The organism is Pseudomonas sp. TWR1-1-4 (genome assembly GCF_049897165.1).
Classification (GTDB): Bacteria; Pseudomonadota; Gammaproteobacteria; order Pseudomonadales; family Pseudomonadaceae; genus Aquipseudomonas; species Aquipseudomonas canadensis.
In genome coordinates this window covers 197,457-216,425 of sequence record NZ_JAFCVS010000004.1, presented here as the reverse complement: position 1 = coordinate 216,425, position 18,969 = coordinate 197,457, and the positions used below count along the sequence as shown (strand labels likewise).

16 protein-coding genes are annotated in these 18,969 nt (G+C 58.7%); 9 read left to right on the top strand and 7 right to left on the bottom strand.

What is annotated here, in order from left to right; translation table 11 throughout:
* Positions 1-8 precede the first annotated feature (8 nt).
* The gene (locus tag ACP7C6_RS13120; protein ID WP_068932292.1) at positions 9-764 is read left to right on the top strand and encodes a spermidine synthase; all 756 of its coding nucleotides are present in this window, start codon (positions 9-11) and stop codon (positions 762-764) included.
* A gap of 35 nt (positions 765-799) precedes the next feature.
* On the opposite strand, the gene ACP7C6_RS13115 is transcribed toward ACP7C6_RS13120, so the two are convergent.
* A complete protein-coding gene (locus tag ACP7C6_RS13115; RefSeq protein WP_122686705.1) occupies positions 800-1,591 on the bottom strand; it encodes a crotonase/enoyl-CoA hydratase family protein in 792 nt (263 codons plus the stop codon).
* 422 nt (positions 1,592-2,013) lie between these two features.
* Between ACP7C6_RS13115 and ACP7C6_RS13110 the strand changes: the two genes are divergently transcribed.
* Entirely contained in the window at positions 2,014-3,687 is a 1,674-nt protein-coding gene (locus ACP7C6_RS13110; protein WP_028615656.1) for a DEAD/DEAH box helicase, read from the top strand.
* Between the two features lie 291 nt (positions 3,688-3,978).
* Complete coding sequence (locus tag ACP7C6_RS13105; RefSeq protein ID WP_426108837.1) at positions 3,979-4,998, top strand: hypothetical protein; 1,020 nt, start codon at positions 3,979-3,981, stop codon at positions 4,996-4,998.
* Between the two features lie 79 nt (positions 4,999-5,077).
* Here ACP7C6_RS13105 and ACP7C6_RS13100 read toward each other — a convergent pair whose 3' ends face one another.
* The gene (locus ACP7C6_RS13100) at positions 5,078-5,845 is read right to left on the bottom strand and encodes a DODA-type extradiol aromatic ring-opening family dioxygenase (RefSeq protein ID WP_028615658.1); all 768 of its coding nucleotides are present in this window, start codon (positions 5,843-5,845) and stop codon (positions 5,078-5,080) included.
* A gap of 103 nt (positions 5,846-5,948) precedes the next feature.
* On the opposite strand from ACP7C6_RS13100, the gene ACP7C6_RS13095 reads away from it, so the two are divergent.
* Positions 5,949-6,605, top strand: coding sequence for a thiopurine S-methyltransferase (locus tag ACP7C6_RS13095; protein ID WP_305384308.1), 657 nt, complete (start codon positions 5,949-5,951; stop codon positions 6,603-6,605).
* A gap of 56 nt (positions 6,606-6,661) precedes the next feature.
* Here ACP7C6_RS13095 and htpX read toward each other — a convergent pair whose 3' ends face one another.
* Positions 6,662-7,549 carry a protease HtpX gene (gene htpX / locus ACP7C6_RS13090; protein ID WP_016978461.1) on the bottom strand — a complete coding sequence of 296 codons (888 nt, stop codon included), beginning with the start codon at positions 7,547-7,549 and terminating at the stop codon, positions 6,662-6,664.
* Between the two features lie 304 nt (positions 7,550-7,853).
* Complete coding sequence (locus tag ACP7C6_RS13085) at positions 7,854-9,065, bottom strand: pyridoxal phosphate-dependent aminotransferase (RefSeq protein ID WP_016978462.1); 1,212 nt, start codon at positions 9,063-9,065, stop codon at positions 7,854-7,856.
* A 201-nt stretch (positions 9,066-9,266) separates the two neighbouring features.
* On the opposite strand from ACP7C6_RS13085, the gene msrB reads away from it, so the two are divergent.
* From msrB to ACP7C6_RS13070, 3 genes are all read left to right on the top strand, one after another.
* Positions 9,267-9,659, top strand: a complete 393-nt coding sequence (gene msrB / locus ACP7C6_RS13080; protein WP_311895377.1) for a peptide-methionine (R)-S-oxide reductase MsrB — start codon at positions 9,267-9,269, stop codon at positions 9,657-9,659.
* A 146-nt stretch (positions 9,660-9,805) separates the two neighbouring features.
* Positions 9,806-10,291, top strand: coding sequence for a glutathione peroxidase (locus ACP7C6_RS13075; protein WP_033901385.1), 486 nt, complete (start codon positions 9,806-9,808; stop codon positions 10,289-10,291).
* Complete coding sequence (locus ACP7C6_RS13070; RefSeq protein WP_028615662.1) at positions 10,288-10,767, top strand: MarR family winged helix-turn-helix transcriptional regulator; 480 nt, start codon at positions 10,288-10,290, stop codon at positions 10,765-10,767. The genes ACP7C6_RS13075 and ACP7C6_RS13070 overlap by 4 nt, the downstream gene beginning before the upstream one ends.
* Here the strand turns inward: ACP7C6_RS13070 and ACP7C6_RS13065 are convergent.
* The gene (locus ACP7C6_RS13065) at positions 10,721-13,030 is read right to left on the bottom strand and encodes a response regulator (RefSeq protein ID WP_426108836.1); all 2,310 of its coding nucleotides are present in this window, start codon (positions 13,028-13,030) and stop codon (positions 10,721-10,723) included. The two genes, ACP7C6_RS13070 and ACP7C6_RS13065, sit on opposite strands and share 47 nt — an antisense overlap.
* A 164-nt stretch (positions 13,031-13,194) precedes the next feature.
* On the opposite strand from ACP7C6_RS13065, the gene ACP7C6_RS13060 reads away from it, so the two are divergent.
* Together ACP7C6_RS13060 and ACP7C6_RS13055 are read left to right on the top strand one after the other, a co-directional pair.
* Entirely contained in the window at positions 13,195-14,085 is an 891-nt protein-coding gene (locus ACP7C6_RS13060) for an ATP-binding protein (RefSeq protein WP_028615664.1), read from the top strand.
* Positions 14,082-14,564 carry a GAF domain-containing protein gene (locus ACP7C6_RS13055; protein ID WP_028615665.1) on the top strand — a complete coding sequence of 161 codons (483 nt, stop codon included), beginning with the start codon at positions 14,082-14,084 and terminating at the stop codon, positions 14,562-14,564. Before ACP7C6_RS13060 ends, ACP7C6_RS13055 begins: the two co-directional genes overlap by 4 nt.
* Before the next feature lie 26 nt (positions 14,565-14,590).
* On the opposite strand, the gene ACP7C6_RS13050 is transcribed toward ACP7C6_RS13055, so the two are convergent.
* Both ACP7C6_RS13050 and ACP7C6_RS13045 read right to left on the bottom strand, forming a co-directional pair.
* On the bottom strand, positions 14,591-18,226 hold the full coding sequence (locus ACP7C6_RS13050; protein ID WP_068935744.1) for a transporter substrate-binding domain-containing protein: 3,636 nt from the start codon (positions 18,224-18,226) through the stop codon (positions 14,591-14,593).
* Positions 18,227-18,234: 8 nt separating this feature from the next.
* Complete coding sequence (locus tag ACP7C6_RS13045) at positions 18,235-18,861, bottom strand: response regulator transcription factor (protein WP_028615667.1); 627 nt, start codon at positions 18,859-18,861, stop codon at positions 18,235-18,237.
* Between the last annotated feature and the right edge of the window lie 108 nt (positions 18,862-18,969).

The window sequence follows — 18,969 nt, the reverse complement described above, 5'->3', positions numbered from 1 at the left end:
GAGTAGTGATGACCGAGGAGCGTGTCGAGCGCCTGCTGGCTGAAGTCCATGATGACTTCGGCATGATCCGTGTGCTCGAAGTGGCCGATTACCGTTTTCTCGAGTTCGGCGATGCCATCGAGCAAAGCTGTGTGTTCACTGCTGACCCGAGCTGGCTGGAGTACGACTACACCCGTGCCATGCTGATCGGCGCGTTGTGCCATGAACAGCCGGAAAGCGCGCTGTTCCTCGGCTTGGGGGCGGGCACGTTGACCCAGGCGTGCCTGAAGTTCCTGCCGTTGGAAGACGTGGAAGCCATCGAGTTGCGCCCCGACGTGCCGCGCCTGGCTATCGAGTACCTGGGGCTGGACGACGACCCGCGTTTGTACATCCGCATTGGCGATGCCCTGCAATTGCTCGACAGTGCCGAATCGGCCGACCTGATCTTCGTTGACCTCTACACCGACGTCGGTCCCGGCGTCGGGCACCTGGCCTGGACCTTCCTGGAAAGCTGCCAGAAAAAGCTCAACCCCGGGGGCTGGCTGGTGATCAACCAGTGGGCCACCGATGATGGCAAGCCTCTGGGCGCCGCGTTGTTACGTGGCTTGTATCACCGGCATTATTGGGAACTGCCGGTGAAGGAGGGCAATGTGATTTTGCTGGTGCCGTCGGAGCTGGATCAGGCGCTGGACCTGGAGTCGCTGTCCGCTCGCGCTGAAGCCTTGGCACCGCGCCTTGGGTATTCGTTGCAACCGCTGATCAAGGCGATTCGGCCGGCGACTTAGTCGCCTGTCACGACGATGGCGTTGGTACTGCCAACTCAAATACCTTTGAATACGCCGGGCCGCTTCTCGATCATCGCCCGCACGCCTTCCTTGGCATCTTCGCTGTTGAGCAGTTTATCCACCATCGGCGGCAACGCCGCTGCCGCCACGGTTTCGCCTTCCATCCGCGCCAACCGCGCCGACATCAACGTGGCTTGAACGCCCAGCGGCGCCTGGCGGGCGATGCGGTTGGCCAGTTCGACGGCACGGGGCAGCAGGTCTTCGCTGGCCATTACTTCCTGCACCAGGCCCAGGCGCAGGGCGTCATGGGCGTCGAATTCATCGCCGGTCAGCAGCCAGCGCATCGCGTTGCCCCAGCCGGCAATCTGATGAAAGCGCAGCGTCGCGCCGCCAAACGGAAAGATCCCACGCTGTACTTCCATCTGCGCAAAACGCGTGTTGCTGGCGCAGAGGTTGATGTCCGCGGCCAGCATCAGCTCTATCCCGATGGTCAGGCAGTAACCCTGGGCCGCGACGATCACCGGTTTGCTCACGCGTGGGCCGGCAAATACGCCCCAGGGATCGCAACCTCCCAACGGCGGCTGCCAGCCACCGGCCATCACACCGCTGACATTGGCCAGGTCGAGCCCGGCGGTGAAGTGGTCGCCATGGGCAAACACCACCGCGACCCGCGCGTCGGTATTTCGATCAAATTCGCCATACGCCAGGCTCAGCTCATTGAGCAGGTCCAGGTCGAACGCGTTGCGTTTGGCGACCCGGTCCAGACCCAAAAGCAAGACATGACCCTGGAGTTCACGGCTGACGCGGCTGCTACTGGCTTGATTCATCGGGTGTGCCCTCGGGCGCGGGAAAAGGTTTCGGACCAAAGGTCTGAGAGGTCAGGTGAACCGTTTAAGCGTTATGACCAGCAGGGCCGGGCCTTTGAAAAATAGACCTTACCGGTGTTATCTGCAAAGACTGTGACACAGCGCGGTTTATCGGTACTTTCCGATAAAAAAAGCTCCCTTTTTCAGCTATTTCCGGTATAGTGCGCGCCGGCCTTTAACCGGGCCGCGTTTAGGTAGCGCAATTCCCCGAAGTCAGCTTCGGCTGCACGTCCGCACAGCGGACTCTCCCTTGACGAATCTTTTTCATTCATTCGTTTTCGCAAATCCCCGCCGACAAAGCAGCCAGGGCGACTCTTGAGTCTCAACACGGCATGCGCAGCTTTGGAGCATGGGTCTTTGCGGATGCACTTAGAGGCAGACCCATGACCCAGGAAACCGGCGGCTTCGCCGCTTTTAATCTGAACCCGAATATTCTTGCAGCCGTCGCAGCGACTGGCTACGAAGAGCCTTCGGCGATTCAGCAGCAATCGATCCCGATCATCATGGCCGGTAAGGACATGATTGGCCAGGCGCAAACCGGTACCGGCAAAACTGCCGCGTTCGCTTTGCCAATCCTGCACTGCATCGATCCTGCCAAGCGCGAACCGCAAGCCCTGATCCTGGCGCCAACCCGTGAGTTGGCGCTGCAAGTAGCAACCGCTTTTGAAACCTACGCCAAGCAAATGCCAGGCGTAACCGTTGTGGCCGTTTACGGCGGCGCGCCTATGGGCCCACAACTCAAAGCAATCCGTAATGGCGCACAGATCGTTGTTGCCACCCCGGGCCGTCTGTGCGACCACCTGCGTCGTGACGAGAAAGTCCTGTCGACCGTGAACCACCTGGTTCTGGACGAAGCTGACGAAATGCTGAAGCTGGGCTTCATGGATGACCTGGAGGTCATCTTCAAGGCACTGCCACCAACCCGTCAAACCGTACTGTTCTCGGCTACCCTGCCACAGTCGATCCGTGCCATCGCCGAGCGTCACCTGCGCGATCCTGAGCACGTGAAGATCCAGACCAAGACTCAGACCGTTACCGCGATCGAACAGGCTCACCTGTTGGTTCACGCTGACCAGAAGACCTCGGCTGTATTGAGCCTGCTGGAAGTCGAAGACTTCGACGCCCTGATCATGTTCGTGCGCACCAAGCAAGCGACCCTGGACCTGGCCAGCGCCCTGGAAGCCAAAGGCTACAAAGCCGCTGCGCTGAACGGTGACATTGCCCAGAACCAACGTGAGCGCGTGATCGACTCCCTCAAGGATGGCCGTCTGGACATCGTTGTGGCGACCGACGTTGCTGCCCGTGGCCTTGACGTTCCACGTATCACCCACGTGTTCAACGTTGACATGCCTTACGATCCAGAGTCCTACGTTCACCGTATCGGCCGTACCGGCCGTGCGGGTCGCGAAGGTCGTGCACTGCTGCTGGTGACTCCACGTGAGCGCCGCATGCTGCAAGTGATCGAGCGTGTAACCGGTCAGAAAGTTGCCGAAGTCCGCCTGCCGGATGCCCAGGCCGTTCTCGATGCGCGCATCAAGAAACTGACCAACAGCCTGTCGCCGCTGGTGGCTGACGCTGAATCGACCCACGGCGACCTGCTGGACCGCCTGACCGCCGATATCGGTTGCACCCCGCGCGCCCTGGCTGCAGCCTTGCTGCGTAAAGCCACCAACGGTCAAGCATTGACGCTTGCAGCCATCGAGAAAGAACGTCCACTGGTTCCGAACAGCGCGCCACGCGGTGATCGTCCAGAGCGTACTGGCGACCGTCCAGATCGTGGTGATCGTGAGCGTCGCGCTCCGGTGCCATTGGCTGAAGGCCGTGCTCGTTGCCGTACCGCGCTGGGCGCGCGTGATGGTATCGCTGCCAAGAACCTGCTGGGCGCTATCCTCAATGAGGGTGGCCTGGCACGCGAGGCCATTGGTCGTATCCAAGTCCGTGACAGCTTCTCCCTGGTGGAGCTGCCAGAAGACGGTCTGGAAAAACTGCTGGCCAAGCTGAAAGACACTCGCGTTGCCGGTAAGCAGCTGAAGCTGCGTCGCTACCGCGAAGATTGATCTGCCCTTGGGCTGATTGATCGCAAGTAAAAAATCCCCGACTGGTTCGGGGATTTTTTTTGGCTGGCGTTCGGTAGGCGCGCAAGGGCTGCTCACGTGGTGGGGTAGCGCTTCATATGAGGCGTACTCTGGTGACGCAGTTCAGAAAGGTCGGTTTTCGTTGTCAGGTAATGATCAAATCAGGTTTAAGTAAATTCCGAGCGCATGAGTGACCTGTCTGACAGTCTGCTTGTAAGTGAGTCACTACTGTTGAGTGATGATTGAACTCACTGGAAAGAGGCTGCAGCTGTTATGCGCATTGATTATACACTCCGTCCCCCATCAAGAATGCCTGAGCCTGATATTCATCCTCCCGTGCAACCGTCCATTAATAGGAAGGACGAGCCACGTGTTGATCACTTCCAAGAAGATGAAAATAGTCTTCCGTCGTCAGGGAGGGCTAGCCTATTGAGTGATGCACTAGTGCGTCTGAAAAAAGAAACCAGCCCAGGCGCTGTACCATCATCGATCACAAGCCATAACTCAGCGCTTGATAAGGTGAGCGATCCAAAACTCGAAATCAAGAAAGAAGCCACAGCACCGAATGGGCTGTATGGTGTGAGTTACTCACTTCCCGCACCATCCCCTGGGTTAAACAACATTACGTTTCCAATGAGTATTGATGAAGGCCTTCAAAGAAAAACAGGCAAGGATGCGGGTATTTATTACGCGATGATGTTTGGACTCAATGACGACAGTGGTAAGCCTCTCGGCCGTGGCTATATAGGGCTGCAGCCACGTGGGGACGGCAAAGCGTTGGTGGTGTTTTCTGGACACGGTCCGCATTTCAAAGCGCCACAGGGTCGCGCTGAGTTTGATGGGGAAAAGGGTGCCAGCAATAGCACATTGGTCGATTTCAAGTTTGGGCATAAGTATAATCTGACGATAGTGCGAGACCCTGAAGATCCCCAGAAGTTGAGCGCTTATATCCAGGATGTCACGGATCCGAATAATCCGGGTCCCAAACACCACGTCAAAGATCTTTATGTCGACAGAAAGGTTGCGCTGGCCGGTAGAGACACTGGGTTTGTCGAACACTATGGCGCAAAGATAAACAAAAGTTCACAGATTGCTCCAACGACCGGCAGTTTTTTAGCGCCCTTTACTACAGATGATAAGGGCGCTGTTAAAGTGGGCGAAATCAACAGTAGCGGTTTATACGGTAGGTATAAGAACTCGATAGTAGGTACCCAGCAGATTACCAAAGACTCGGGTGTAGGAAAGGAAATCCACTTCTCCTTAAAAGGAGTGGGTTATGAGAAGAAGGCCTAGGCCGCGGACTGGGTAGTTGCCGGGCTAGCGCATTAGTGCCTATCACCTGCGGACTGTCCCATTCCTGCGATGGGCGCTGTTAGCCGAAGCGGTAGATATCCATGCCTAGTGCGCCCAGGGTGAAACCTTGGTGCGCGATGCTGAAATCACCACCGGCTCCACGTGCAAAGTACAACGGCAACAGGTGCTCATCACTGGGATGGTTGCGCACGGCATTCGGCGCCTGGCGGCGGTAGTCGTGCAGCGCCTTTTCATCGTCGGCGGCCAGCTTATCGACCACCCAGTCCCGGAAGTCTCGCGCCCAAGGCTCGATGCTCTCGGGCCCCGCACGCCAGTCCAGCTCGCCCAGGTTGTGGGTGATGCTGCCTGAGCCGATCAGAAGCACGTCATGCTCGCGCAGGCTGGCAAGGGCGTGCCCGACGCGGGTCTGCAGGGCAGGGCCCATGCTACTGGGCAACGACACCTGCACCACCGGGATATTCGCCGCCGGGTACATCAGCGACAGCGGCACCCAGGTGCCATGGTCGAAGGGGCGACGGTCATCAGTGCGTGCATTCAAGCCGTCGGCCTTCAACAACTCGACAATTTCAGCGGCCAGTCGCGGGTCACCCGGTGCCGGGTACTGCACGGCAAACAACTCGCGGGGGAAGCCGCCGAAGTCGTGCCAGGTTTCGGGCGCGGCGCTGCCGCTGACCAGGAGTTCGTGACTTTCCCAGTGTGCCGACACCACCACGATTGCCTTCGGGCGTGGCATCTCGGCAGCGAGTCGCTGGAGGGCCGGGCCGCTGGCGCCGGGTTGCAGGGCAAGCATGGGCGAGCCGTGGGAGATAAACAGGCTGGGGAGCATAAGGGGGGTCCTGAGCGTTAACATGGGCCCATCTTCAGTCAGATCATTGATCTAAATCTAATATAAGTTTTAGTACCATTTGATCGAATTTTATGGAGGATCTATGGAGCCTAAGTTTTGGCAGGAACGCTGGGCACGCAATCAGATCGGCTTTCATTTGTCCGAGGTCAACCCTTACCTGCAACGACATTGGCCGCAACTGGCGGTTGCTGAGGGTTCCAAGGTGCTGGTGCCCTTGTGTGGCAAGAGCCTGGACCTGGTGTGGCTGGCCAGTCATGGGCTGCGGGTTATGGGCGTGGAGCTGTCAGAGCAGGCCGTCGAGGCGTTTTTCAGCGAGCAGAACCTCGTGCCACGTATCACTCGGCGAAGTGCCTTTACGGTGTACCAGGCTGATTTGATCGAAGTGTGGTGCGGCGACTTCTTCGCCCTGGATGCCGAAGCTTTGGTGGGTTGCGCCGCGTTGTATGACCGCGCCGCCCTGATCGCCTTGCCACCGCTGATGCGGGCGCAGTACGCCGAGCATTTGAGCCGCCTGCTGCCGTCGGGTTGCCAGGGGCTGCTGATCACCCTTGATTACGATCAGACGCAAAAGGCCGGGCCACCGTTTGCAGTGACTGATGATGAGGTGAAGGTGTTGTTCGGTTCGGACTGGACCTTGCGGGCGCTGCAAGAGCAAGACGTCTTGGAGGAGAGCTGGAAGTTTGTGCAGGAGGGTGTCACGCGGCTCGATGAGCGGGTTTATCGGCTGACCAAGGCCTAAATTGTGTCCACAAAAAAGGGGCGATCCAATCGCCCCTTTTTTTGCCTTGCGGGTTATCAGCCCATGCGACGCAGTGCGTCGATACGCTCTTCCAGCGGTGGGTGGCTCATGAACAGGCGAGCCATGCCCTGCTTGATGCCGCCGTTGATGCCGAAGGCGGTCAGGCTGTCCGGCATGTGCACCGGCAGGCCTTGCTCGGAGCGCAGGTGTTGCAGCGCCGCGATCATCGCCCCGGTACCGGCCAGGCGGGCACCGGCTTCATCTGCACGGAACTCTCTCTTGCGAGAGAACCACATAGTGATTGCACTGGCCAGGAAGCCCAGCACCAACTCGGCGAAGATGGTCGCCACGAAGTAGGCAATACCGCGTCCACCTTCGTTCTTGAAGATCACTTTATCGACAAAGTTGCCGATGATCCGCGCAAAGAACATCACGAAGGTGTTCACCACGCCTTGTACCAAGGCCAGGGTGACCATGTCACCGTTGGCCACGTGGCCGATCTCGTGGGCCAGCACGGCCTTCACTTCATCGTACGAGAAGCGTTCCAGCATGCCCTGGCTCACCGCAACGAGCGCGTCGTTCTTGTTCCAGCCGGTGGCAAAGGCGTTGGCTTCATAAGCCGGGAAGATCCCGACTTCAGGCATTTTAATGCCGGCTTGGCGGGATAGCTCCTCGACGGTCTGCAGCAACCATTGTTCATGCCGGGTACGGGGTTGGGTGATCACCTGGGTGCTGGTGCTCATCTTCGCCATCCACTTGGAGATGAACAGCGAGAACAGCGAGCCGGCAAAACCAAAGACCGCACAGAAAACCAGCAGCTGATTGAGGTTCAGGTCAACCCCGTTGGCCGCCATGAACCCATTGAAGCCGAAAAGGCTCAAGGTGATGCTGGCAATCAGCACGACCGCAAGGTTAGTGGCCAAGAACAGCAGGATGCGCATCATGGTTGTAGAATTCTCCTCATGCTTAATATGTCGCGTACTGCGGGGTATATAAGGTGCGGCATGGGGTGATTCAACCGAGCGACTATTTCAAACTGTGTCCTACAGCCTGAATGTAGAGTCTTGAAGGGCATTTCCGATAGGGAAAACAGGGCTGAATCGGTTCGCCGGTACCTCGCTGTCCCGTGAATACAGGGGGTCGCTGGCGTTTTCAGTGACGGCGAAGGGCCTGTACGGGGAAAAGCCAGAGAAGTGTTGCTAGATACTCGCTGTACGACCGATTGTCGGCCGTACAGCGTCGTTCGCGTTACTGGCGATAGGACTTGAGGAAGTTGCCGATGCGACCAATGGCCATGTCCAGGTCATCCACGCGTGGCAATGTCACTACACGGAAGTGATCTGGCCACGGCCAGTTGAACGCCGTGCCTTGCACCACCAGCAGCTTTTCCGACAGCAGCAGGTCGAGCACGAATTTCTCATCGTTGAGGATCGGACACACTTTTGGGTCGATCCGCGGAAAGGCATACAACGCACCCATGGGTTTCACGCAGCTCACACCGGGAATGGCGTTGAGCAGTTCCCAGGTGCGATTGCGCTGTTCCAGCAAGCGGCCTTGAGGCAGGACCAGGTCATTGATGCTCTGGTAGCCGCCCAAGGCGGTCTGGATCGCGTGCTGGCTCGGCACGTTGGCACACAGGCGCATGTTGGCCAGCATGTCGATGCCTTCGATGTAGCTCTGGGCGTTGTGTTTGGGACCAGAGATGGCGATCCAGCCCGAACGGAAACCCGCCACGCGGTAGGACTTGGACAGGCCGTTGAAGGTCAGGCACAGCAGATCCGGCGCCAGGGAGGCGGTGCACACGTGCACGGCGTCGTCGTAGAGGATCTTGTCGTAGATCTCGTCGGAGAACACCACCAGGTTGTGCTGGCGCGCCAGTTCCAGCATGCCCAGCAGGACTTCCTTGGAATACACCGCGCCGGTCGGGTTGTTCGGGTTGATGATCACCAGGGCCTTGGTGTTCGGGGTGATCTTGGCCTTGATGTCGGCCAGGTCCGGGAACCAGTCCGCGCCTTCGTCACACAGGTAGTGCACCGGGTGGCCGCCGGCCAGGGTCACGGCGGCGGTCCATAACGGGTAATCCGGCGCCGGCACCAGCACTTCGTCGCCATTGTTGAGCAGGGCCTGCATGGACATCACGATCAGCTCGGACACGCCATTGCCCAGGTAGATGTCTTCGATGCCGACACCTTCGACCTGCTTTTGCTGGTAGTACTGCATCACCGCCTTGCGCGCGCTGAACAGGCCTTTGGAGTCGCTGTAGCCCTGGGCGGTGGGCAGGTTGCGGATCACGTCCTGGAGGATTTCGTCCGGCGCTTCGAAACCAAAGGGCGCCGGGTTGCCGATGTTCAGCTTGAGGATGCGATGGCCTTCCTCTTCCAGGCGTTTGGCGTGCTTGAGCACTGGGCCGCGAATGTCGTAGCAGACGTTGGCGAGCTTGTTCGATTTGCTGACCTGCATGGCGATGTGATCCTGAAAATGAACGATCCAGACGGTGGGGACACTACCGTACTGCGAATCCTGCGGGCCCGCACCCATAAATACGTTTGAATGCCGGTAGCGCGGGTGCCAGACTGGCGTTTTGAAGAGGCGCAATCATACGTGCCGCCTGATCCATGGAAAAGACACAGATCAGGCTTTTTCAGTTGCCGAGGTGTACCGATGGAAAAGTTGCAGAAAACCGTTGATGAGTGGAAGGCGATGCTCGATCCGGAGCAATACAACGTGTGCCGCCTCAAGGGCACCGAGCGACCTTTCAGCGGCAAGTACAACGCCACCAAGACCGACGGTGTGTACCACTGCATTTGCTGCACTGAGCCGTTGTTCGACTCCAAGACCAAGTTCGACTCCGGCTGCGGCTGGCCGAGCTTCTACGCGCCAATCGCCGACAGCGCGATGATCGAGATCCGTGACGTCAGCCACGGCATGATCCGCACCGAAGTGACCTGCGCCAAATGCGATGCTCACTTGGGGCACGTGTTCCCGGATGGTCCGCCGCCGACCGGCCTGCGTTACTGCATCAACTCGGTGTGCCTGGACCTCGTTCCGCGATAAACATATCTTCTGTGGCGAGGGAGCAAGTTCCCTCGCCACAGAAGCGGTTATCGTTTGATATCGGCCTATCATTCTGGTCAATTAAATTGCACGCAATTGAATTGACCACTATGTTTATCCTTTCTTTCCGTTATCGAGACACTGCCATGAGCAACAACCTGCTGAGCATCCCTTGCACCACCATCAAAGGTGAGCAAAAGACCTTGGCCGATTTCGCCGGCAAGGCCATCCTGGTGGTCAACACCGCCAGCAAGTGCGGCTTCACCCCACAGTACAAGGGCCTGGAACAGCTCTGGCAGCAGTACAAGGACCAGGGATTGGTGGTGTTGGGCTTCCCCTGCAACCAGTTCGGCAAGCAGGAACCCGGTAACGAAGGCGCGATTTCCGAGTTTTGCGAGCTGAACTTCGGTGTCAGCTTCCCGCTGTTCAAGAAGATTGACGTGAATGGCAGCGATGCCCACCCGTTGTTTGTGCAACTGAAACAACAGGCGCCGGGTTTGCTCGGTTCCAAGGGTATCAAGTGGAACTTCACCAAGTTCCTCATCGGCCGCGACGGCCAGGTAGTCAAGCGCTTTGCGCCGACCACCAAGCCGCAGGACCTGACCCAAGAGATCGAAGCCCTGCTCAAATGACCGTCTCCCTGGCGCTCGATAATCAACTGTGTTTCAAGCTTTACGCCGCCTCCAGGGCGGTGACCCGCGCGTACAAGCCGATGCTCGATCAGTTGGGTCTGACCTACCCGCAATACCTAGTGATGCTGGTGTTGTGGGAGTGGCACGCCACAGCGCCGGCGCAGCCCACGGTCAAGGCGTTGGGGGAGCGCTTGATGCTGGATTCGGGCACGTTGACGCCGCTGCTCAAGCGCCTTGAGCAACTCAGTCTGGTCAAGCGTCAGCGCAGCGCCAAGGATGAGCGGGAGGTGCACCTGAGCCTGAGCGAAACCGGTGTGCGGCTGCGTGACCGGACCCATGGCCTCAAGACCCGGCTGCTGTGCGACAGCGGCATCGACCTGAACCAGGCTGACGCCTTGCGCGCGGGCTTGGACCAGTTGCTTCGACAGATCAGAGAGTTGTCGTCTTCGGCACCCACAGCTCAAGCAGACCACTGAGTTCCTCACGACGGAACGGCTTGGCCAGGTAGTCATTCATGCCCGCGGCCCGGCAACGCTCGCGCTCTTCGGAGAGCGCGTTGGCGGTCAAGGCAACGATCGGCAGGTCCGGCCAGCGCCCGCTGCGACGGATCTGCCGACTGGCCTCGTAGCCGTCCATCACCGGCATATTGCAGTCCATCAACACCAGGTCGAAGCGTTGTTCCTCAAGGAGTTTGAGCGCCTCGCCACCATGGGCTGCGACGATTACCTCACATCCCAGTTTGCTGAGCATGCCCTTGGCCACCAGTTGGTTGACCGGATTGTCCTCCACCAGCAGGATGCGCGCCCTGTGCGCCAGGGGCGCGGCTTCCATCTGGATCGGGTCGAGGACCAGTTGCGTATCGCTGCGCAGGTTACGGTGCAGGATCTGATACAGCGCATTGCGGCTCAGCGGTCGCGCCTGTTGTTGCAGCGGCGCGAGTGCGGCGACTTCCTCGCTGGGCATGAAGTTGCCATAGGCGGTCACCAGCAGGATTGGCGCGCTGAGGGTGGGGCGCAGGCGAAACAGGCATTCCGGGCAGTCGGTGATCAGCAGGTCCGGGGTTTGCCCGCTCACGTCATCGTCTTGCGAGTAGCAGCGGGGTGTCAGCCCCCAGTGAGGCAGCAGGGTGGTAAGCAGTTCGGTGAGGCCGCTGCCGGCATGGGTAATGGCGATGACCTCACCCTTGAGCGGCAGTGGCTGGACGGCGGGCAAATGGGTTGGCAGCGGCAGATCGGCGCAGAACTGGCTACCGAAGCCCACTTCCGAGCTGATGCTCAGTCGGCCTTTCATGGCTTCACACAGGTTGTGCGTCAGCGCCAGGCCCAGGCCCGTGCCGCCGAACTGGCGAGTGATGCCGGCACCGGCCTGGGTGAAGGGCTGGAAGATCTTTACCTGGGCTTCCTGCGCAATGCCGATGCCGGTATCGCAGACCTCGATGCGTACCTGGCCCTCCCGCGCGCTGAGGCGAACATCTACCCGTCCGAAGCGCGTGAATTTGAGGGCGTTGGACAGCAGGTTGCTGACGATCTGTCGCACACGGGTCGGGTCGCCCAGGACCTGGGCGGGAAACTGCGGGTCGATCAGGCACGTCAGTTCGACGCTCGGCGCGGCGTTCTGCGACAACAGGTTCGCGGTGTCTTCCACCAGAGAACCCAGGTCGAACGGGATGCGCTCCAACTCCAATTGGCCAGCGTCGAACTTGGACAGGTCGAGGATATCGTTGAGCAACTCCACCAGCACTTTGCCCGAGTCATGGGCAATGGACAGTTGCTGACGCTGCTCGGCGTTGAGTGGGCTGTCGAGTGACAGCGCGATCATCCCCAGCAGGCCGTTGAGCGGTGTGCGGATTTCGTGGCTCATGTTGGCGAGGAATGCCGCCCGTGCTTGGGCCATGCCAAGCGCGTGGATCTTCGCCGCTTCCAATTCATCGTTGGACTGGCTCAGCCGCTGGTTGCTGGCCTTGAGCTCCAGGGTGCGTGCGGACACGATGTCTTCCAGTTGCCCCAGGTATTCGGTCAGCCGATCTTCGGCGTGGCGGCGTTGCTGGATCTCCGTCTCCATGTTTTCAAACTGCTGGTTGGCAACGTTCACCAACACGCCGATTTCATCGTGCTCGTGGCCGGGCGGGCAGTCCAGGCGTGCCTGTCGGCGGTTGCTCAGCTCGCGGATGATGCGCACCAACGGCTGGGTCAGCATCACGTAGAACAAGCCCAACAGAATGCCGGTCAGCAACAGGCTGCGGACGAAGCCGTTTAGCAAGGTGATCTCGGCACGGTGCAGGAAGCGACTGCCAAAGGCATAGGTGTCCACATCCAGGCGCAGCACACCAAGGGACTCGTTGGGCATGTGGCTGAGGAACAACCGGTCTTCAAACTGACGGTTGGCGCCGAACAGGAAATCGCTGACGGGGCGGTAAGTGCTTTCTTTACGCGGGCGGTCGACATCGGCCAGCACCACGCCGTTGTTGTCGATCAACTGGGCATGAATGATGGCGGGGGAGTGCAGCAGGCCCAAGGTCAGTTCCTGGGCCAGTTCGGCGTCGATGTTATAGGCGATGCGTGAGGCGGGGTTGTGGCTGATTTCGATCAGCGAGCGAATTTCACGGTTGATGGATGCGTCTTCGCTGGCATAATCAATGCCGATTTGGATCAGGCTGAGCAAGGTTCCCAAGACGAAACCGACCAGCACAGTCAATCTGGCTTGTTTATAAGACAAGCGGTGGGCGAACTTGATATCCATTGAGTGTCGAACCACTTCACGTTTCCCTTCGCCCGGCAAGCATAGCTGAACATCCACAGGCTCTGGCTTACCCGGCATGAATCGTTTTTTTACGCAGCCTCGTGCGGTCTGCCGCAGGGTTGCCAATACGCCATCTTTTGCAAGAACTTGCCAGAGGAATAATTGTGGATTCTCGATTGAGTGCTTTTCTTGAGCGAGCCGATGCAGTGCTCGCCCGCCTGGAACCCCTGTTGCCCGCGCCCCGCCAAACCATCGATTGGAACCAATGCCTGGCTGCCCGCTGGCAGCGTGAAGGGCGCAGTGGTTTCCTGTTGCCGCTGGACGTGAGCCTGGAGATGCGCCTGTCCGATCTGATCGGCGTGGACAAACAACGTGAAACACTGGCGCGCAACACCCAGCAATTCATCGACGGTCTGCCCGCCAACCATGCACTGCTGTGGGGGTCGCGGGGCACCGGTAAATCGTCCATGGTGCGCGCCTTGCTGGCCCAGCACGCCAAGGCCGGTTTGCGCCTGATAGAAATCGAGCGCGACCATTTGGCCGACCTGCCGCGTGTGGTCGAGCAACTGGTCAAGCTGCCGCAGCGGTTTATCCTGTTCTGCGACGACCTGTCGTTCGAGGCCGGCGAAGGTGATTACCGCGTGCTTAAAAGCGTGCTCGACGGCTCCCTGGAGCAAGCCCCGGAAAACGTGCTGTTGTATGCCACCTCCAACCGCCGCCACCTTGTGCCGGAAAACCAGAGTGACAACGATAACTGGAAGCGCGTGGATGGCGAGTTGCACCCAAGCGAAGCGGTGGAGGACAAGATTGCCCTATCCGACCGTTTTGGCTTGTGGCTGTCGTTCTACCCCTTCACACAAGAGCATTTCCTGGATGTGGTGGAGCACTGGATCGGCGAGCTGGCGAACAAGGCTGGTTTGCAGTGGCAGCGCGATGAAGCCCTCGACATCCTGGCCGTACGCTGGGCCACCGGTCGCGGCAACCGCAACGGCCGTTGTGCTTATCAGTTCGCTCGTTACTGGGTGGGCCTCAAATTGCTGGAGCGTCAATCATGATCGACCTACAAAGCGCCGGCACGGGCCTGGACGGCTATGCCATGCTCTGCGCGCAGTTGGAGTCGCTGCTGGCCGATGAGCGGGACTTCATCGCCAATAGCGCGCAGTTCTCAGCGTTCCTGTTCAACCAGTTGGATGACTTGAATTGGGCCGGCTTCTATCTCAATCGCAATGAAGAACTGGTGCTCGGCCCGTTCCAGGGCCAGATCGCCTGTGTGCGCATTCCGTTTGGCCGTGGAGTGTGCGGTGCCGCGGCCGCCTCGCGGCAGACCCAGCGCGTGGAGGATGTGCATGAGTTCCCAGGGCATATCGCCTGTGACAGCGCGTCCAACAGCGAGCTGGTGGTGCCCCTGGTCAAGGACGGCAAACTGATTGGCGTCCTTGACCTCGACAGCCCGTCGCTGGCGCGTTTTACCCTCGAGGATCAGACCGGTATTGAACAACTGGCGACGATTTTCCTTCGCTCGACCGACTGCTGATCATGGGAGGGGCGGTTCCCGCCCCTCTACTGTCCCTTCAGACCGTGAAGTTGCATTTTCAGCAACCTCTCCAATTCCAGCATGAGCTTTTCCAGGGATTTCGCGCCGGCTTCGATCAACGCCCAGTCATCGCCGCGGGTACACGCCTGTTCAAGGGTTTCGCACTGCCTGGCAAGGGGACCTGCCTGGACAATGCGTGCAGCGCCCTTGATTTTGTGAGCCTGTTCGGTGATCTCCTGAAGCGGGGCGTGAGCGCTGATCAGCGCCGTCATTTCCTGGCGATCGTGCTGACTGCTGCTCAACAGTTCTTGCAGTAAACGCCAGCTCAACTGCGGGTCGCCGCCGGTCAGCGCCTCGAAGTTGCCAAGGTCCAGGTGCAGGTCAGTGGCTTGCGGGGCGATCTTCGCCAGTTGCCGTTCCAGTGCCGTGAGGCTGATCGGTTTGAACAGGCAGTCGTTCATGCCTGCTTCGGCGCAGCGTTGCTTCTCTTCAGGTTGGGCATTGGCGGTAAAACCCAGTACCACACAGGACGCCAGTTGCTCGCGTTGTTCGAACTCGCGAATCGTGCGACTCAGCTCGTAGCCATTCATGATGGGCATGTTGCAGTCGGCGATCACCAAATCGAAGTGTTCCTGGCGCCAGGCCTGGAACCCGGCGGCACCATTCTGGGCGGCGGTGAACTGATGTCCCAGGTAGCCTAGTTGCTGACACATCAGCAGTCGGTTTGCGGGGTGGTCGTCCACCACCAGCACGTTGAGTACGGGCGCCACTACGGGCGCCTCGGGTTTCTGCTCAGCCGCTGGCTGTTCCGGCTGCAGGCGGGTCATGTTGAGGCTGACATGCGCCTGGGTGCCCACCATGGGCACGCTGCTCAGGCTTAACTGCCCACCCATCATTGCGCAAAGACTGCGGCAGATCACTAGCCCCAGGCCTGCGCCACTCCTGGCCAGTTGTCCGGAGTTGTCGGCTTGGGCAAAGGGTTCGAACAGGCGCAACTGATCATCCCGGCTGATGCCTATCCCGGTATCCTCGACCACCAGTTTCATCTCGACCTGCTGCGCCAAATCGGTAGGCAATACCTGCACCTTGATTTTCACCTGGCCGCGCTCGGTGAACTTGATCGCGTTGCTGACCAGGTTCGACAGTACTTGCTTGAAGCGCAGCGGGTCGATCAGGACCTCGGTGTTATCCAGGTCAGGTAGGAACTCAAGGGACAGGCTGAGGGTTTTCTGACGTGCCAGGCCATCGAAAACACGCACCACCGACTCGATCACTTCTCGCAGATTGACACGCTCCGGCGCAAGGCTTAGGCGGCCTGACTCGATGCGTGCGATGTCGAGGATATCGCCGATCAGCTCTAGCAGGTCCTTGGCCGAGTTGTATGCCACCTCGATAGCGGGGCGATCAAGATGGCCCTGATCGGCTCGCTTGAGCGTCAGTTCGAGCATGCCGATCACTGCGTTCATCGGCGTGCGAATTTCATGACTCATGGTGGCGAGGAACGTGCTTTTGGCTCGATTGGCTTCATCGGCGCGTTCTTTGGCGGCGCGGATTTCATCGAACAGCTGGCGTCGTTCGCTGATGTCGATCCAGCCGCCAATGATGCCTTGCACTTCCCCGGTAGAGTCACGGTAGGGCAGGATCCAGTGGTAGATCGTCAGTTTCTTCCCCTGGATATGCAGGGTGCGGTCCAGGATCAGCGGGTTGCCCTCAGCCATCACCCGCTGGTAATCGGCATGGTACTGCGTCGCGTCGGTTTCAAGGGCCGTGCTCATCTGGAGGGCGTTTTTGCCGATCACGTCTTCGCGCTTGACGTTGAACACCTGCAAGTAGCTGTCGTTGCAGGTCTGCAACAGGCCTTTGCGGTCACGTACATAGATCGGGTGTGGGGTTTCATTGACCAGCGCACGCATGAACTCGAATTGGTCACTGAGGGCGCGCTCGGCCATCTTGCGGTGCTTGATCTGGCGGCGCATGTAGGCGTTCCAGCTCAGGGATATCAACAGTAAAAGCCCGGTGCCGATGATGATACGGGCGATCAATTGGTGATAGTTGCGCCAGTAGCTATCGGAGGCTGCCGTATAACCTCGCCAGCGACTGTTGATGATGCCCAATTCATCCGGAGCGATACTCAACATGGCCTTGTCGAGAATTGAGCTGAGTTCGGTGGCGTTGCGCGAGGTAGCCAGTGAATAGGTAGCGGGCATCGTGCCGATACTGAAGCTGATCTGGACCTTATCCTGAAAAATGGAGGAAGAGAGGTAATAGTTGGCGATCACCAAGCTGTTTACCGCGCCGTCGACCTGCCCTTGCACCAACAACTCGGCGGCCTTGAAATTGTCGCCTGTTTCCACCAATTGAATCGTTGGTAAGTTCTCGCGCAGGAACCTTGCCATTGGGCTGCCTTGGGTGACGGCCACACGTCTGCCTTCCATTCCCTCCAGACTGGTTGGTGCCTGGTTTTCCTTGCGTGTCAACATCACGTAGGAGTTTTCCAGATAGGGGCGACTGAAGTTTAACTGGGCCTCCCGTTCGGCGGTGGGAATGATAGCGCCGATGATGTCTGCCTTGCCGGCGTCGACCTGTTCGATCATTGACTGAACGACGCGCTCACGCTGGATCTCGAAACGTAACCCTGTACGCAGGCGAACCAGTTCCAGCAAGTCAGCGGTGATGCCGCGAAAGTTGCCGTCGGCATCGAAGAACGTCAGTGGCGCGAAGGTTTCGTTCACGGTCACCTTGACCACCGGGTGGTCCTTCAGCCAGCGCTCCTCACGCGCGGTCAATTGCAGCTTCTGGTCAGTCAGCAGGATATCGCTGCCAGCGCTCCAACGTTTGGCGATCGCTTCCCGTTCGCTGGTGGGCACGGCCGTCAGCACGGCGTCGACAATACTCAACAGCGTCTGCTGGTGCTGGGGCATGGCAAAGCTGAATCCATAGGCCTCATGCTTGCCGAAATTGGCCATGCGGATGTTCTTCAGGTAGCCCTTGTTGATCATGTAATGGGTGGAAATGGTATCGCCCAGGAACACATCCGCCTGGTCGAATGCCACCGCATTCAAGGCATTTTGATAAGAAGGGTAGATGCGGATGATCGCCTCGGGGTACAGCTTTTCCACCTCGCTCAGCGGCAGGTAGTGGTAGACCAGCGCCAGGCGCATCCCGGCCAACCCATTGTTCAGGCTGCGGGTCTCACCTTCGCGGGTGACCAGGACCGGCTGGTCCACTGCGTAGGGCTCGGACAACGTGAGGTTCGGGTTTTCCGCCTCAAAACCGTTGGAAGATCCCAGCAAATCGATATCTCCCGCTTCAAGCGCGCGGATCGCGGCCTCTCGGGAGGGGTAGCGCAAGACTTTCACCGGCAAGGCCAGCGCCTTGGCCAGCAGGCCGGCGTAATCGGCGGTGATCCCCTCATAGTCGCGACCGCTGGAGGTGAGGTCGAAAGGGGGATAATCAGGCGCCGCAGTGCCCAGCACCAACGCGCGCTTGTTTTGCAACCATTGGCGTTGAGCCTTGTTCAGGTGGGTTTCCAGTTGAACCGAGCCTGCACGGCTCAACAAGGAGAAATGTTCCGAGCCCGTCGGCTGGTTCGCAAGTACGACGGCGCTGAAGCACAAGCCGGCACTTAATGTAATCAGATAGTCCTTTATACGCCTGGGCATCCGCTTTCTCACACTAGCGCGTTTCGTTTTGCCATCTCGATAAGTTCTACCAAGGATTTGGCTTGAAGTTTCTGCATCAGCCTTTTTTTATAAGTGCTTACTGTTTTGTTACTTAAAAACATGCCTTTGGCAATTTCCTTGTTGGTTCGCCCTTGTGCAAAAAGTTGCAAGACCATGAGTTCCCGGTCATTGACGGTTTTGAATAATTCAAGTTCTTGGGATTCCACGCCGTCTGCACCATTGGTATTCAGTGCCTGGCTGGGAAAATAGTTGTAGCCGGATAATACCGCGCGAATGGCGCTCAGCAATTCACTCAGGTCGCCTTCCTTGCACACGTACCCGTCCGCGCCGGAGCGCATGCAGCGTGTAGCGAACAGGGTCGGTGACTGGGCTGTCAGGATCAGGGTTTTCATCGGCGTGTTCATGGCATTGAAGCGGCAGAGCACCTCGAGCCCATCCAGCTTGGGGATGCTGATATCCAGAATAATCAGGTCAGGCAGGCATTCGCGGACCATTTGTATGGCGTCGCACCCGTTATCTGTTTCGCCCACTACTTTGTAGCCTTCGTGCTCCAATAACATTCGAATGGCGAGCCGTATAACCGGGTGGTCATCGATAATAAAAACTGAGTTCATGATCACATTCCGTACAAGTGCAAATAAAGCGGGCACATTAGCTCAGAAGAGGAGGGAGGAGCATGAGTCAAGGGCTGAGTAGATATAAAACAGGAAAAGTCCTACATC

Coding starts and splice junctions, on each gene's coding strand:
- ACP7C6_RS13100 (WP_028615658.1), bottom strand. CDS start 5,845: ATGCTCCCCAGCCTGTTTATCTCCCACGGCTCGCCCATGCTTGCCCTG.
- ACP7C6_RS13095 (WP_305384308.1), top strand. CDS start 5,949: ATGGAGCCTAAGTTTTGGCAGGAACGCTGGGCACGCAATCAGATCGGC.
- ACP7C6_RS13110 (WP_028615656.1), top strand. CDS start 2,014: ATGACCCAGGAAACCGGCGGCTTCGCCGCTTTTAATCTGAACCCGAAT.
- ACP7C6_RS13120 (WP_068932292.1), top strand. CDS start 9: ATGACCGAGGAGCGTGTCGAGCGCCTGCTGGCTGAAGTCCATGATGAC.
- ACP7C6_RS13105 (WP_426108837.1), top strand. CDS start 3,979: ATGCGCATTGATTATACACTCCGTCCCCCATCAAGAATGCCTGAGCCT.
- ACP7C6_RS13050 (WP_068935744.1), bottom strand. CDS start 18,226: ATGCCCAGGCGTATAAAGGACTATCTGATTACATTAAGTGCCGGCTTG.
- ACP7C6_RS13045 (WP_028615667.1), bottom strand. CDS start 18,861: ATGAACTCAGTTTTTATTATCGATGACCACCCGGTTATACGGCTCGCC.
- msrB (WP_311895377.1), top strand. CDS start 9,267: ATGGAAAAGTTGCAGAAAACCGTTGATGAGTGGAAGGCGATGCTCGAT.
- ACP7C6_RS13065 (WP_426108836.1), bottom strand. CDS start 13,030: ATGGATATCAAGTTCGCCCACCGCTTGTCTTATAAACAAGCCAGATTG.
- htpX (WP_016978461.1), bottom strand. CDS start 7,549: ATGATGCGCATCCTGCTGTTCTTGGCCACTAACCTTGCGGTCGTGCTG.
- ACP7C6_RS13075 (WP_033901385.1), top strand. CDS start 9,806: ATGAGCAACAACCTGCTGAGCATCCCTTGCACCACCATCAAAGGTGAG.
- ACP7C6_RS13055 (WP_028615665.1), top strand. CDS start 14,082: ATGATCGACCTACAAAGCGCCGGCACGGGCCTGGACGGCTATGCCATG.
- ACP7C6_RS13085 (WP_016978462.1), bottom strand. CDS start 9,065: ATGCAGGTCAGCAAATCGAACAAGCTCGCCAACGTCTGCTACGACATT.
- ACP7C6_RS13070 (WP_028615662.1), top strand. CDS start 10,288: ATGACCGTCTCCCTGGCGCTCGATAATCAACTGTGTTTCAAGCTTTAC.
- ACP7C6_RS13115 (WP_122686705.1), bottom strand. CDS start 1,591: ATGAATCAAGCCAGTAGCAGCCGCGTCAGCCGTGAACTCCAGGGTCAT.